Raw genomic sequence first — 12,693 nt, forward strand, 5'->3', positions numbered from 1 at the left:
TTCACACCTGCGAGTGCTGGTGCGATTCCGCTCAGGATCTCAGTTCCGGTTCCGATCACGGTCGGTGGTGGGGGCCTGCACGATTCCGGGCACGTCCGGTTGCGGTACGCCGTTGGTCTGGCCCGGCTCGGCAGAACCGGTCGATTCGGCTGATGCCGCGGCCCGTTGGCGCCTGGCCCGGAACCGCCGGAGGATTCGCCGCCCGGACATCAGCACCAGCAAGGCGGCTGCGATCGCGGTGAGGATCGGGATGAGCGCCCCGTAGTTGGTGGAATAGATCTGCAGCCGTTCGGTGGTGCCGAACTGGGTGCCCCGCTGGGTTGTGGCGGTGACGTCGATGGCGAACGTCCCGGCCCCCTGCGCGGTGGTCTCCAGGAGGAACTGCCGCCTTGCGTTGGCCGGAACGGTGAGCGTTCCGCCGAAGTCGTTGCGCACCTCGACGCCGGGCACCCGCGGGATGTGGAGCACGACCGAGATCGTGATCGGCAGATCGTTCACCACGGTGATCGGGATCGGGCTGTCCGAGGAAATCCGGGTTTTCGCGCCGGGGAACTCCTCCAGCCGGACCTTGCCGAGCACTTCGTTGATCACGCCGGTGGCCCGCTCGACCCACTGCCGGGCCGCCTCGGGGCTGCCGCGCCACGCGCTGGAGACACCGTGCAGCAGCCCGTTGAACAGCGGTGTGGTGACGCGGCCGGGGTCGACCGGGCTGGAACGTTCCGTCTGCGACGACACGTACAGGTCGCCGACCTTGAAGTTCTGGTCGCGGAGCTGGTCGACCAGCGGTCGCGGGATTTCCGCGGAACCGGTGTCCACCGGGTAGCTGAGGTCGGCTTCCGGCAGCGTGGCCGGGTCGGGCTCGGGCAGCGGGGTGGGCTCGATGATCCCGGCGTCGGCCAGCTGTCGCATGCCGTCGAGCAAGCTGCGCACGTCGTCCCCGCGCAGGTTCCAGCGACGCGGCGGCGCCAGCACCGAGGTGGCGCCCGCGATGTTGCCCTGGGTGGCGCGGAAGACCAGCGCGCCAAGGGTGTTCTGCGCGGACAGCAGCCCGTTCTGCGCCGGCGACAGCGCGGTGACCTTCTGCGGCGTGTCGTGCAGCGGGTCGAGCGCGCTGGTCAGCAGCGGGTCGATGGGGACGGCGGCCAGGTCGTGGCCCCGGACCCGGACCGGCGACAGCGATCCGGCGGGCAGCTGCAACGACCGGGGCTCCAGCAGTGCGGTGCTGATGCGCGGCAGCGCACCGGCGGCCGGTTCGTCCAGCGCTCCCTCGATCGGCCAGAGCACCGGTCGCGGGTCGACTCCCAGGATTTCCGGTGCCCGCAGCAGGTCGGCACCGCGCAGCGCACCGTCGATCACGTCCGGCAGCCCGTTCTCGGCGCGGCTCACGGCGACGATGTCCGCGTCGGCGTAGGGCAGGGCGATCACACAGCGCCCCGCGGTGGCCTCCCGCAGCTTGGTCAGCCACAGGTTGGCGGCACCGGTACCGATGCCTTCGACCAGCGAACCGTTCGGCTGGCGCACCTGGTAACCGCCCCGCATGGCGCTCACGGTGATCAGCAGGTCCGGGTCGATCGCGAAGCACAGCGCGTTGCCCAGCCGCGAGCCGGGCCCAGCGCCGTCGATCACCGCCTGCACCAGCTCGTAGAGCCGACCGCCGGGCGCCAGCGACGTGGACAGCTGGTCGTCGACCAGCACCGCCCCCGTGCCCGGGATGGCTTCCCGCTCCAGCCGGGGGTAATCGACCAGCGGCACGATCAGGCTGGTCTTGGTCGGCTGCGCGGGTCGGGTCGGGGCGCCGCCGGGGGTGGCCAGCACCGGCAGCAGGAATCGGGCTTCGGCGATCCGCGCCCGGCCGCCGATGGTCGGCGCGCCGTTGATGTTGATCAGCAGCGGGTAGACGCCGGGCTGGCTGATCTGCAGCGAGTTCGGTCCGGTGAGCGGGATGCGCAGCTCGACGGGGATCTGCTGGCCGGGCGCGAGGTGGTCGGCGACCGCGCTGAAGGAGGGTTCGGTGACTGTTGGCGAGTCGTCGCGCAGCGCGCGCTGGACGGCCGGTTCGGTGGTGGTCGGATTGCCTCGCTGGATGCGGGCTTCGATGTCGTTGATCTCGTTGTCGCTGGTGTTGGTCAACCTGGCGGTCACGACGAGCTCGCCGGGCGGCGCGCCGCCATCCACCACAGATGGAGTGATCTTGATCACGTCCAACTGGGTCGGAGTCCCGCCCTGTGCGGCCGCCGATGGTGCCGGGACCACCGGGATTACCGCGAACAACACCGCCGCGACCATCGCGGCCAGCAGAAACCTCACCCGGGCTCCGTCCCGCTACCTCGTGCTGGCCGGGCTCCGAGCCGCTCGGCCGCGCCGTCCGGTTCGCCGCTGCGCAGGCTCAGCGCGCGGCGCACCAGCCGACGTTCGTCGGCGTAGGCCAGTACCTCGTCCAGTTCACCAAGCGGCACCCACGCCACCTCGGTGACCTCCACGTCCTCGTCGGAAAGCTCTCCGCCCACCGCATCCAGCAGGAAGTGGTGCACGGTCTTGTGTATGCGCCGGTTGCCCGCGACGAACCAGTAGTCGATCGTGCCGATCGGCATCACCACCCGGCCGATGATCCCGGTCTCCTCGGTGACCTCGCGCACCGCGGTCTGTTCGGGGGTCTCACCGGCCTCGATGTGTCCCTTCGGCAGCGACCACAGCAGTCGTCCCTTGCGGTCCAGCCTTCCGATGATCGCAGCGAGGCCTGCCGCGCCGTCGACCACCAGCCCCCCAGCGGAGGTTTCGTCGACCGTCCGCAGCCTGCGCCGCCGGCGTCGGTTCCGACGCCCCGGCTGGGCACCGCCGGAGCGGCCGGGCGACGGGGGCATGCCGCTGATGGTAGTGCGATCAGCAGTTTTAGGGGGGAACTGGTCGCCCGGCGACAGGGGCGCTGGTGGCGCGAACCCAGCCGCCGTTTCGGCGCTGTGACCCTGGCCCACGGCTGGTCCGCTGGCCTGGTGCCGAGGTTGCGCGGCCCACCTGATTGCGCAGGCCCGCACAGGGGTAATTGGGTGGGCTGAGCAGCCGATACCCTGATATCTCGTGTCCCCTTCACAGCACCACGACTCCGCCACGTCCGCCGAGATGCAGTCTCGGGAACGCGAGGCGCAGCGCAACGCTGTCGTGGAGTTGGTGAAAGTCGCGCCGGTCGCCGAGGAGCTCGCGCAGCGCTTCGCCGCGGCGGGCCACCGGTTGTACCTGGTCGGTGGCAGCGTGCGGGACATGCTGCTGGGCCGGTTGGGCACCGATCTCGACTTCACCACCGAGGCGCGTCCGGATCAGGTGCGCGACCTGCTGACCGGCTGGGCCGAGACGATCTGGGACACCGGCATCCAGTTCGGCACCCTCGGCGCCTTCCGGCGCGGCACGACCGTCGAGATCACCACGTTCCGCGCCGACACCTACGACCGGGTGGGCCGCAATCCGGACGTCGCCTTCGGCGACACCATCGAGGGTGACCTGGTGCGTCGCGACTTCACCGTGAACGCGATGGCCATCGAGCTGCCGGGCCGGGCGTTCATCGACCGGCACGGCGGGATGGCAGACCTGGTGGCGCGGCGGCTGGACACCCCGGCGGCCCCGGAGGACTCCTTCGCCGACGACCCGCTGCGGATGCTGCGCGCGGCGCGCTTCGTCTCCCAGCTCGGCTTCACCGCCGCCGACCGGGTGGTGCAGGCGATGACCGACATGGCCATCGAGATCACCCGGATCACCCCGGAGCGGGTGCAGGTCGAGTTGTCCAAGCTGCTGTGCGGCGAGTTCCCGCGGCGCGGCGTCGAGCTGCTGGTGGACACCGGGCTCGCCGACCACGTGCTGCCCGAGGTGCCCGAGATGAAGCTGGAGATCGACGAGCACCACCAGCACAAGGACGTCTACCAGCACTCGCTGACCGTCTTGGACCAGGCGATCGACCTGGAGCGGGCGGCCGACCCGGACGGCCCGCCGGATCTGGTGCTGCGGCTCGCGGCGTTGCTGCACGACATCGGCAAGCCGGCCACCCGGCGGTTCGAGTCCGGTGGCGGGGTGAGCTTCCACCACCACGAGGTGGTCGGCGCGAAGATGGTGCGCAAGCGGTTGCGCGCGCTGCGGTACCCGAAGGACGTCATCAACGACGTCGCCGACCTGGTGTTCCTGCACCTCCGGTTCCACGGCTACAGCGACGGCCAGTGGACCGATTCGGCGGTCCGCCGCTACGTCAACGACGCCGGTCCGCTGCTGGATCGGCTGCACAAGCTGGTGCGGGCGGACTGCACGACCCGCAACAAGCGCAAGGCGGCCGCGTTGCAGCGCGCGTACGACGATCTGGAGGAGCGCATCGCCAGGATCGCGGCGGCTGAGGACCTGGCGAAGGTCCGGCCCGACCTGGACGGCAACGAGATCATGCGGCTGCTCGGCGTGGACCCCGGCCCGGTCGTGGGCCAGGCCTGGAAGCACCTCAAGGAGCTGCGCCTGGACCGCGGCCCGATGTCCCACGAGGATGCCGTCGAGGAGCTCTTCCGCTGGGCCAGGACCCAGGGCATCGACGTTCCCTGACCTCAGCGTCTGTTCTTGAACTCGTTTTGCGTGGCGGCGCGGGTAGCGGAACCTCACACGCCGTCTCGACTCCGGGATCCCCGACTCATGTATGTCCGATACACCACGTCGTGGCAGGCCTCGCAGAGAACGCCAGTGGGCAGAGTCTGAGAACCCGCGGCGGTGCCGGTGGCGTAGGTGGGCCAAGCGGCTGCGCCGCTTCAAAACCAAAGACAGACCCTCAGGGTGTCGTTAATAATAGTGAATTGAACGACTCGCTATGGCTGATGATTGGTGTTTCGGGATTTGCTGTCGGTATTGGGCCTGGTGGGGGTGTCTGCTGGGTCGGTTTGGTCAGGGTGGGTTCGTGCGCGGGCAACCAGTGAGATCATGCGATGGTGGGATCTGATGCGGACGTGGAACCGGGGACGCTGCTCGTCGCTGCTCCACAACTGCTGGACCGGAACTTTCGGCGGACGGTCGTTTACGTCATCCACCATCGTGCCGAGGGCACTCTTGGCGTCGTGCTGAACCGGCCGAGCGAGGTAGCGGTGCACGACGTGCTGCCGAAGTGGGGTCAGCACGCGACCGAACCGCAGTCGCTGTTCGTCGGCGGTCCGGTGGAACAGCGCACGGCGATCTGCCTGGCCACGCTGCGCGCCGGTGAGGACGTCGGGGCGATCGCCGGGATGATCGGCGTCCGCGGCCCGGTCGGCCTGGTCGATCTCGACGGCGACCCCGACGACCTGGTGCCCAAGGCTCGGGGGTTGCGCTTCTTCGCCGGGTACGCCGGTTGGGAGACCGGCCAACTGGCTGGCGAGATCGACCGGGGCGATTGGATCGTGGTCCCCGCCCTCCCCGACGACGTGATCGCCGATCCGGGCACCGAACTATGGGGGCGCGTGCTCCGCCGACAGGGCCCGCCGCTGGCGTTCCTCGCCACCCACCCCGGCGACGTCAAACTCAATTGACGCGATCCCAAAGTCCGGAATCCAAAAGCGTGGTTCCGAATCGCGGAATTTGGCTGTTTGGGCTGGGAGTTATCCACAGATTTGAAGGTTGTCCACAGGGTTGTGGACAACTGGGTGTGGATTGACGAAGCAGCACAGAGCTCGTGAGTGGTCGCCCCGGTGAGAACGGCTGGCCGTCAGAGCCAGCCGTTGCGGCGGAAGGTGGCGTACAGGCCGCAGCAGGCGCCAACGATCAGCAGCAGGGCCAGCGGATAGCCGAAGACCCAGTGCAGTTCCGGCATGTAGTTGAAGTTCATCCCGTAGATGGACCCGACGATGGTCGGCACCAGCGCGATCGCCGCCCACGCGGAGATCTTGCGCATGTCCTCGTTCTGCCACAGCCCGGTCCGCGAGAACTGGGCGGCGAGCACCGAGTTGAGCAGCTCGTCGTAGGACAGCGCCTCCCGACCGGCGCGCAGCACGTGATCGGCCACGTCGCGGAAGTGGTGCCCGAGCACGCCCTGCACCGGGCCCTCCGGGCTCCGGAACCGGTGGGCGATCGGCAGCAGCGGCTCGACCGCGTCGCGGAAATCAAGCACCTCCCGCTTGAGCGAGTACAGCTCGGCGGTCGGGTCGTCCCGGCCCGGGGCGAAGACCCGCTGCTCCAGCGCGACGAGGTCCTTGCCGAGTTCCGCCGAGATGGCGAGGTAGCCGTCCACCACGGCGTCCGCGAGCAGGTAGACCACGGCCAGCCGCCCGTGCGCGACGAGGTCGGGTCGTTCGGCGGCCCGCCGGTGCGCCTCGGCGGACGGGTCCCCATCGCCGTGCCGGACCGAGATCAGCACCCGGTCGCTGAGCAGCAGCATCAGCTCCGAGATGCTGACCGTCGAGGTCGCCTCGTGGTAGCCGAGCACCTTGAGCACCACGAACAGGCAGCCCGGATACGGCTCGATCTTGGCGCGCTGGTGCGCCTGCACGGCGTTTTCGACGGCCAGTCGCGGCAGGGCGAGCAGCTGTGCCGCCTCGTGCAGCACGTCGAAACGCTCGGGCGGCAGGTCGAGCCAGATGAAGGCGTCCTCCGGCACGGTCCGCAGGGCCTCGAACACGTCGGCTTCGGCGATCTCCTCCGAGTCGCCGTTGCGGAAGCGGGTGCACCTCAGCATGCCGGTCACGTTGCCACGGCGGCGTCCCAGCGGCGCGAATTGCCGAGCCCGGTTCTCTGGAAAGGCCCGGTTCCCCTGGAAAGGTCAGTTCTGCTGCGGCGCGCCGCAGCAACCGCCCGCGCAACCGGCGCAGCCGCCGACCGGCGCCGGTTCGGGCATCGCCTCGGCGGCCCGGTCACCGATCACACCGCCGACGGTCATCAGCGCGAACGCCCCGACCAGCCCGATCACCGCGACCATCACCACGCTGAACGTGGCGGCCAGCATCGGCAGCGAGGCACCGGCGAGCACCGCGACCGCCCCACCGGCCAGCATCGCGGGCCCGGCCGCCCGGTTGGCGAGTTCGAACGCGTCCTCGCTGCGCATGGCGGCGGGGGTGCGGACACCGACGTAGCGGTTGCGGGGCAGTTGGCCCCGCAGTCCCCGGAAACCGAGGAACAGCAGCGCCGCCCCACCGAGAACCAAGATCGCGCAGCAGATCACCTGAACAGCGAGCACTCGAACAGCCTAAGCCTCCATCTGGGCGCTACCTGCTGGACACCCTGGTCGGGTGTGCTGTCCCACATGGCGAAAACATCTGTCCCGATCGGACTGCTGGCGATCGCGCTGACGGTCGCGGCAGCCGCACCCGCTGCCGCCGCAACCGACGACGTGCGGCTGGTGGGCGAAACGACGCTGCCGCATGCCATGCAGTTCGACGGCACCACGGTCGGCGGACTGTCCGGTGCGGACTACGACCCGCGAACCGGGCAATGGGTGCTGATCAGCGACGATCGCTCGGACCTGCAACCGGCGCGGATCTACACCGCGCAGCTGCACGACAACGAGGTGCGGCTGACCGGCACCGTGCCGCTGCTGCGCCCGGACGGCACGACCTATCCGAAGGGCAGCGTGGACCCGGAGGACATCCGCTGGGACCCGTGGACCCGCGACCTCTGGTGGACCAGCGAGGGCGAGCGCAGCACGCAGCTGATCGACCCGTCGATCCGCAGCGCCCGGACCGACGGCGCGTTCGACGCGGAGCTGCCGCTGCCCGCGAACCTGCGGATGTTGCCGGAGACCGGGCCGAAGCAGAACGAGGTGCTGGAGGGCCTGACCTTCACCGCCGGTGGCGCCCGGGTGGTCACCGCGATGGAGGGACCGCTGATCCAGGACGGCGAGTCCCCGACCACCGAGCACGGCGCGCTGTCCCGGATCACCGTGCAGGCCCGGTCCGGCCGGGTGATCGGGCAGTACGCCTACCCGCTGGAGAAGGTGTTCGCCGAGTCGCCGACCGGCGGGTTCGCCAACAACGGGGTGTCCGCGCTGCTGGCCGACCGCGGCGGGTACCTGGTGATGGAGCGGTCGTTCGTCACCGGAGTCGGCAACTCGATCCGGATCTACCGGGTCGACACCCGCGGCGCCACCGATGTGCAGGACGTCCCGTCGCTGCTCGGCGCGGACGTTCGGCCGGTGCACAAGCAGCTGCTGGTGGACCTCGCCGACCTGGGCTTGAACAAGATCGACAACGTCGAGGGGATGACCTGGGGTCCGCGACTTCCCGACGGCAGCCGCAGCTTGGTGCTGGTCAGCGACGACAACTTCTCCCCCGACCAGACGACCCAGCTGATCACCCTTGCGGTGAAGTGATCTCGGTTACCCTGGAGGCGTGAGCATTCGACGACTTCTTGCGAGGCCGCGTTGAACGTCCGGTAGCGACGCTTCGACGCGGCAACCCCTCATGCCCTCCCAGGGCCTGGGGGGTTTTCCATTTTCAGCAGGCGGCACACTAGGAGCGCATGAACCGCTGTTCGGGCGAGAGGGCAGGGAAGGACGCAAGACGATGAGTGGCCAGGCAGAGGGCTCGACGACCGGGGGTACCGAAGAGGTTCCGCAGTTCCGCTACACCGCGGACACGGCGGCCGAGCTCGAACGGCGCTGGCAGCGCCAGTGGGAGGAGCGCGGCACGTTCCACGCCCCCAACCCGGCTGGTTCGCTCTCCGGTGACATCCCGGCGGACAAGCTGTTCGTCCAGGACATGTTCCCGTACCCGTCCGGTTCCGGCCTGCACGTCGGCCACCCGCTGGGCTACATCGGCACCGACGTCTACGCCCGCTACCACCGGATGCTGGGCCGCAATGTGCTGCACACCATGGGCTTCGACTCCTTCGGCCTGCCCGCCGAGCAGTACGCGGTGCAGACCGGGACGCACCCGCGCACCACCACCGAGGCCAACATCCAGCGGTTCCTGGGGCAGATCCGCCGCCTGGGCCTGGGCCACGACGAGCGGCGCCGGATCGCCACCACCGACATCGAGTTCTACCGCTGGACGCAGTGGATCTTCCTGCAGATCTTCAACTCCTGGTACGACACCGAGGCCGCCGGAGGCAAGGGCCGCGCCCGACCGATCGCCGAGCTGGCGGAGCAGTTCGCCACCGGTGAGCGCGCCACCCCGGACGGCCGCCGGTGGGCCGAGCTGACCAGCGCCGAGCGGGCCGAGGTCATCGACTCCTACCGGCTGGCGTACCTGTCCGAAGCTCCGGTGAACTGGGCGCCGGGACTGGGCACGGTGGTCGCGAACGAGGAGGTCACCGCCGACGGGCTGACCGAGCGCGGCAACTATCCGGTGTTCCGCCGCAACCTCAAGCAGTGGATGATGCGGATCACCGCCTACGCCGACCGACTGGTCGACGACCTGGACCGGCTGGAGTGGCCGGAGAAGGTCAAGACCATGCAGCGGAACTGGATCGGCCGCTCGCAGGGCGCCAACGTGCGGTTCCCGCTGGACGGTTCGGCCCACCACATCGAGGTGTTCACCACCCGTCCGGACACCCTGTTCGGTGTCACGTACATGGTGCTGGCACCGGAACACCCGCTGGTCGACGAGCTGACCGCCACCGAGTGGCCGGCTGAGGCGGACGACCGCTGGACCGGTGGCGTGGCGACCCCGGCCGAGGCGGTCGCGCGGTACCGGCGCACCGCGTCGATGAAGTCCGATCTGGACCGCCAGGAGAACAAGGAGAAGACCGGCGTCTTCACCGGGGCCTGGGCGACGAACCCGGTCAACGGCACGCAGATCCCGGTGTTCATCGCCGACTACGTGCTGATGGGCTACGGCACCGGCGCGATCATGGCGGTGCCCGGCCAGGACCAGCGGGACTGGGACTTCGCGACGGTGTTCGGCCTGCCGATCATCCGCACCGTGCAGCCGTCGCCCGGCTTCGACGGCGAGGCGTTCACCGGTGAGGGTCCGGCGATCAACTCCGCTTCGGAGACCACTGGCCTGAGCCTCAACGGCCTGGAGGTCCAGGACGCCAAGAAGCTGATCATCGACTGGCTGGAGGAGCACCGCCACGGCCAGGGCACCGTCCAGTACAAGCTGCGCGACTGGCTGTTCGCGCGGCAGCGCTACTGGGGCGAGCCGTTCCCGATCGTCTACGGCGACGACGGCGTGCCGCTGGCGCTGCCGGAGGGCCAGCTGCCCGTCGAGCTGCCCGAGGTGGAGGACTACTCGCCGCGCACCTTCGATCCGGAGGACGCCGACAGCAGTCCGGAGCCGCCGCTGGCCAAGGCCACCGACTGGGCCGAGGTGGAGCTGGACCTGGGCGACGGGTTGCAGCACTACCGGCGGGACACCAACGTGATGCCGCAGTGGGCCGGTTCCTGCTGGTACCAGCTGCGCTACATCGACCCGGACAACGACCAGCGGTTGGTCGACCCGGCCAACGAGCGGTACTGGATGGGCAAGCACCCGGAGCTGCACGGCGCGAGCGACCCGGGCGGGGTGGACCTGTACGTCGGCGGCGTGGAGCACGCGGTGCTGCACCTGCTGTACTCGCGGTTCTGGCACAAGGTGCTGCACGACCTGGGCTACCTGGAGTCGGAGGAGCCGTACCGGCGGTTGTACAACCAGGGCTACATCCAGGCCTACGCCTTCGCCGACTCGCGCGGCGTGTACGTCCCGGCCGAGGAGGTGGAAGAACGCGATGGCAAGTACTTCTACCAGGGCCAGGAGGTCTTCCGGGAGTACGGGAAGATGGGCAAGAGCCTGAAGAACTCCGTCTCCCCGGACGAGATGGCCGACGCCTACGGCGTGGACACGCTGCGGTTGTACGAGATGTCGATGGGTCCGCTGGACGCGTCGCGGCCGTGGGTGACCAAGGACGTGGTGGGCTCGCACCGGTTCTTGCAGCGGTTGTGGCGCAACGTGGTCGACGAGAACACCGGTGCGCTGCGGTTGACCGAGCAGCAGCCGGACGTCGAGATGCTGCGGGCGCTGCACAAGACCATCGCCGGGGTCCGGGAGGACTACGCGGAGCTGCGGTTCAACACCGCGGTGGCGAAGCTGATCGAGTTCAACAACCGGATCACCAAGGCCTATTCGGCGGCCGATGGCACGCCGCGGGCGGTGGTGGAGCCGCTGGTGCTGATGGTCGCGCCGTTGACGCCGCACCTGGCCGAGGAGATCTGGGCCCGGCTCGGGCACTCGGGGAGCCTGGCGCACGGTCCGTTCCCGGTGGCCGACGAGGAGTACCTGGTCGAGGACACCGTGGAGTACCCGATCCAGATCAACGGCAAGGTGCGGTCCCGGATCGTGGTGCCCGCCTCGGCGGACCGGGAAGCGGTGCAGGCCAGCGCGCTGGCGGACGAGAAGATCGCCGCGGCGCTGGAGGGCAAGGACCCGCGCAAGGTCATCGTCGTGCCGGGCCGCCTGGTCAACGTCGTCGCCTGACGACCATTCGGGTGATGGCTGAAGGGCACCTTTGACCGACTATGCCGGTCAAAGGTGCCCTTCACTCGCTCGTCATGGTTGCAGGGTGTTGAGGGGTTGGTTTTTCAGTAGGGCTTTGACCTGTTCTTCGCCGGTTACCGGTAGGGAGTCGCGGTTGAGGAGGCCGATCTGGACCAGCAGGGATGCTTGGTCCCAGTAGATGTGTTCGTAGGCGACCTTGCCGTTCTCGCAGCCCACCACCGCCACGGCGGCGATCTCGACGCGGCGGCCGGTTGGCGCCACACCGGGCAGCAGCGCGTCGATGACCCGGTCGTGGGTGAAGCTGATGATCATCTCGTCGACCACGCGCTCCGCGTCGATCGTCCTGGACAGTCGGTTGATGACCACGTCCTCGGGCCACTGCCCGATGAAGTGGTCGCGGTAGAACCGGGTCACCGCGTCCCGACCAGCGCCTCCGGCGGTCGTGGGCACGTGGTTGACCACGGGTGCATCGGTCATCGTCGCCATGGTCGCGGCAACGTCCCGCACGACGAACTCGTCCGCGACGTGCTCGTCGAACAGGGCACCGAGATCGATGTCGCCGGGGTTCGAACTCATGCGACTGCACCTCCTGACAACAGCGGTGTCGAGCGGCGGCGGGGCATGCAGCGATCATCGGTCGCTGGCGGCCGACGCGCACTCCACCATCGGGCCTAGCGAGGTCAGTGCCCTTCTTCGAAGCGAGCCGCGCGGGATTCGACCGCTGCGGGTGAGCAGGCGATTTCGCGAGAAATCGCCACGAGCCGCGCGGGACGGGTTCAGAGGTCGAGTCCGGTGACGAGGGCGTCGATACCGGCCAGCACGCGGTCGCGGCTGATGCCGAGGTCGCGCAGCTGGTGGACGACGAGTTCGGCGCCGGTCGCGGCGAGCAGCGCATCGGCCAGGTAGGCAGCGTCGAGTTCTGGCCGGACCTCGCTGATCAGCATCATCAGATGGGTCCGGTACAGGTAGTAGGCCCCCGTGGGCGAAGGGCGCGCTGGCGGACAAGGTGGCGGGCGGTTTCGTCAGTGCGAGCACGCTGCACGGCGGTCACGAGTCGACACTGCTGAGCATGTACAACGTGTTCATGCACTGGGGTTCGGTGCTGGTGCCGCCGGGCTGCACCGACGACGCGATCCACGCGGCGGGCGGCAACCCGTACGGCGCGGGCGCCTTCGGCAACGGGTCCGGCCCGACCGACGCCGAGCTCAAGGCAGCCGAGTACTACGGTTCCCGGATCGCCGGTAAGGCCGCCAAGCTCGCCGGCTGACCGGCGAGGTAGCTCACATGGCGGTGTTACTCGTCG

General features: G+C 69.3%; 11 protein-coding genes. 5 read left to right on the forward strand and 6 right to left on the reverse strand.

The window, feature by feature from the left end; all coding sequences use genetic code 11:
* Positions 1-39: 39 nt before the first annotated feature.
* Together ACTWQN_RS22415 and ACTWQN_RS22420 are read right to left on the reverse strand one after the other, a co-directional pair.
* Positions 40-2,307: a DUF6049 family protein gene (locus ACTWQN_RS22415; protein WP_443205485.1), complete on the reverse strand. Its 2,268-nt coding sequence runs from the start codon at positions 2,305-2,307 to the stop codon at positions 40-42.
* The gene (locus ACTWQN_RS22420) at positions 2,304-2,861 is read right to left on the reverse strand and encodes an NUDIX hydrolase (protein ID WP_443205486.1); all 558 of its coding nucleotides are present in this window, start codon (positions 2,859-2,861) and stop codon (positions 2,304-2,306) included. Before ACTWQN_RS22420 ends, ACTWQN_RS22415 begins: the two co-directional genes overlap by 4 nt.
* A gap of 256 nt (positions 2,862-3,117) precedes the next feature.
* Between ACTWQN_RS22420 and ACTWQN_RS22425 the strand changes: the two genes are divergently transcribed.
* Together ACTWQN_RS22425 and ACTWQN_RS22430 are read left to right on the forward strand one after the other, a co-directional pair.
* Positions 3,118-4,566, forward strand: coding sequence for a CCA tRNA nucleotidyltransferase (locus ACTWQN_RS22425; protein WP_443205547.1), 1,449 nt, complete (start codon positions 3,118-3,120; stop codon positions 4,564-4,566).
* Between the two features lie 374 nt (positions 4,567-4,940).
* Positions 4,941-5,516: a YqgE/AlgH family protein gene (locus ACTWQN_RS22430; protein ID WP_443205487.1), complete on the forward strand. Its 576-nt coding sequence runs from the start codon at positions 4,941-4,943 to the stop codon at positions 5,514-5,516.
* Positions 5,517-5,692: 176 nt separating this feature from the next.
* On the opposite strand, the gene ACTWQN_RS22435 is transcribed toward ACTWQN_RS22430, so the two are convergent.
* Together ACTWQN_RS22435 and ACTWQN_RS22440 are read right to left on the reverse strand one after the other, a co-directional pair.
* The gene (locus tag ACTWQN_RS22435) at positions 5,693-6,658 is read right to left on the reverse strand and encodes a magnesium and cobalt transport protein CorA (RefSeq protein ID WP_443205488.1); all 966 of its coding nucleotides are present in this window, start codon (positions 6,656-6,658) and stop codon (positions 5,693-5,695) included.
* A gap of 84 nt (positions 6,659-6,742) precedes the next feature.
* A complete protein-coding gene (locus tag ACTWQN_RS22440; protein ID WP_443205489.1) occupies positions 6,743-7,156 on the reverse strand; it encodes an SdpI family protein in 414 nt (137 codons plus the stop codon).
* Positions 7,157-7,222: 66 nt separating this feature from the next.
* Here ACTWQN_RS22440 and ACTWQN_RS22445 point away from each other — a divergent pair, with 66 nt between their 5' ends.
* Positions 7,223-8,287, forward strand: coding sequence for an esterase-like activity of phytase family protein (locus ACTWQN_RS22445; RefSeq protein WP_443205490.1), 1,065 nt, complete (start codon positions 7,223-7,225; stop codon positions 8,285-8,287).
* Between the two features lie 193 nt (positions 8,288-8,480).
* Entirely contained in the window at positions 8,481-11,369 is a 2,889-nt protein-coding gene (gene leuS, locus ACTWQN_RS22450; RefSeq protein WP_443205491.1) for a leucine--tRNA ligase, read from the forward strand.
* 72 nt (positions 11,370-11,441) lie between these two features.
* Here leuS and ACTWQN_RS22455 read toward each other — a convergent pair whose 3' ends face one another.
* Both ACTWQN_RS22455 and ACTWQN_RS22460 read right to left on the reverse strand, forming a co-directional pair.
* Positions 11,442-11,966 (reverse strand): ester cyclase, encoded by a 525-nt coding sequence (locus tag ACTWQN_RS22455; protein ID WP_443205492.1) that lies wholly within the window; start codon positions 11,964-11,966, stop codon positions 11,442-11,444.
* A gap of 200 nt (positions 11,967-12,166) precedes the next feature.
* Complete coding sequence (locus ACTWQN_RS22460) at positions 12,167-12,337, reverse strand: hypothetical protein (RefSeq protein WP_443205493.1); 171 nt, start codon at positions 12,335-12,337, stop codon at positions 12,167-12,169.
* 122 nt (positions 12,338-12,459) lie between these two features.
* On the opposite strand from ACTWQN_RS22460, the gene ACTWQN_RS22465 reads away from it, so the two are divergent.
* A complete protein-coding gene (locus ACTWQN_RS22465) occupies positions 12,460-12,657 on the forward strand; it encodes an NADPH-dependent FMN reductase family protein (RefSeq protein ID WP_443205494.1) in 198 nt (65 codons plus the stop codon).
* Positions 12,658-12,693: the final 36 nt, after the last annotated feature.

The sequence above is a fragment of the Saccharopolyspora antiqui genome, assembly GCF_052246905.1.
Classification (GTDB): Bacteria; Actinomycetota; Actinomycetes; order Mycobacteriales; family Pseudonocardiaceae; genus Saccharopolyspora.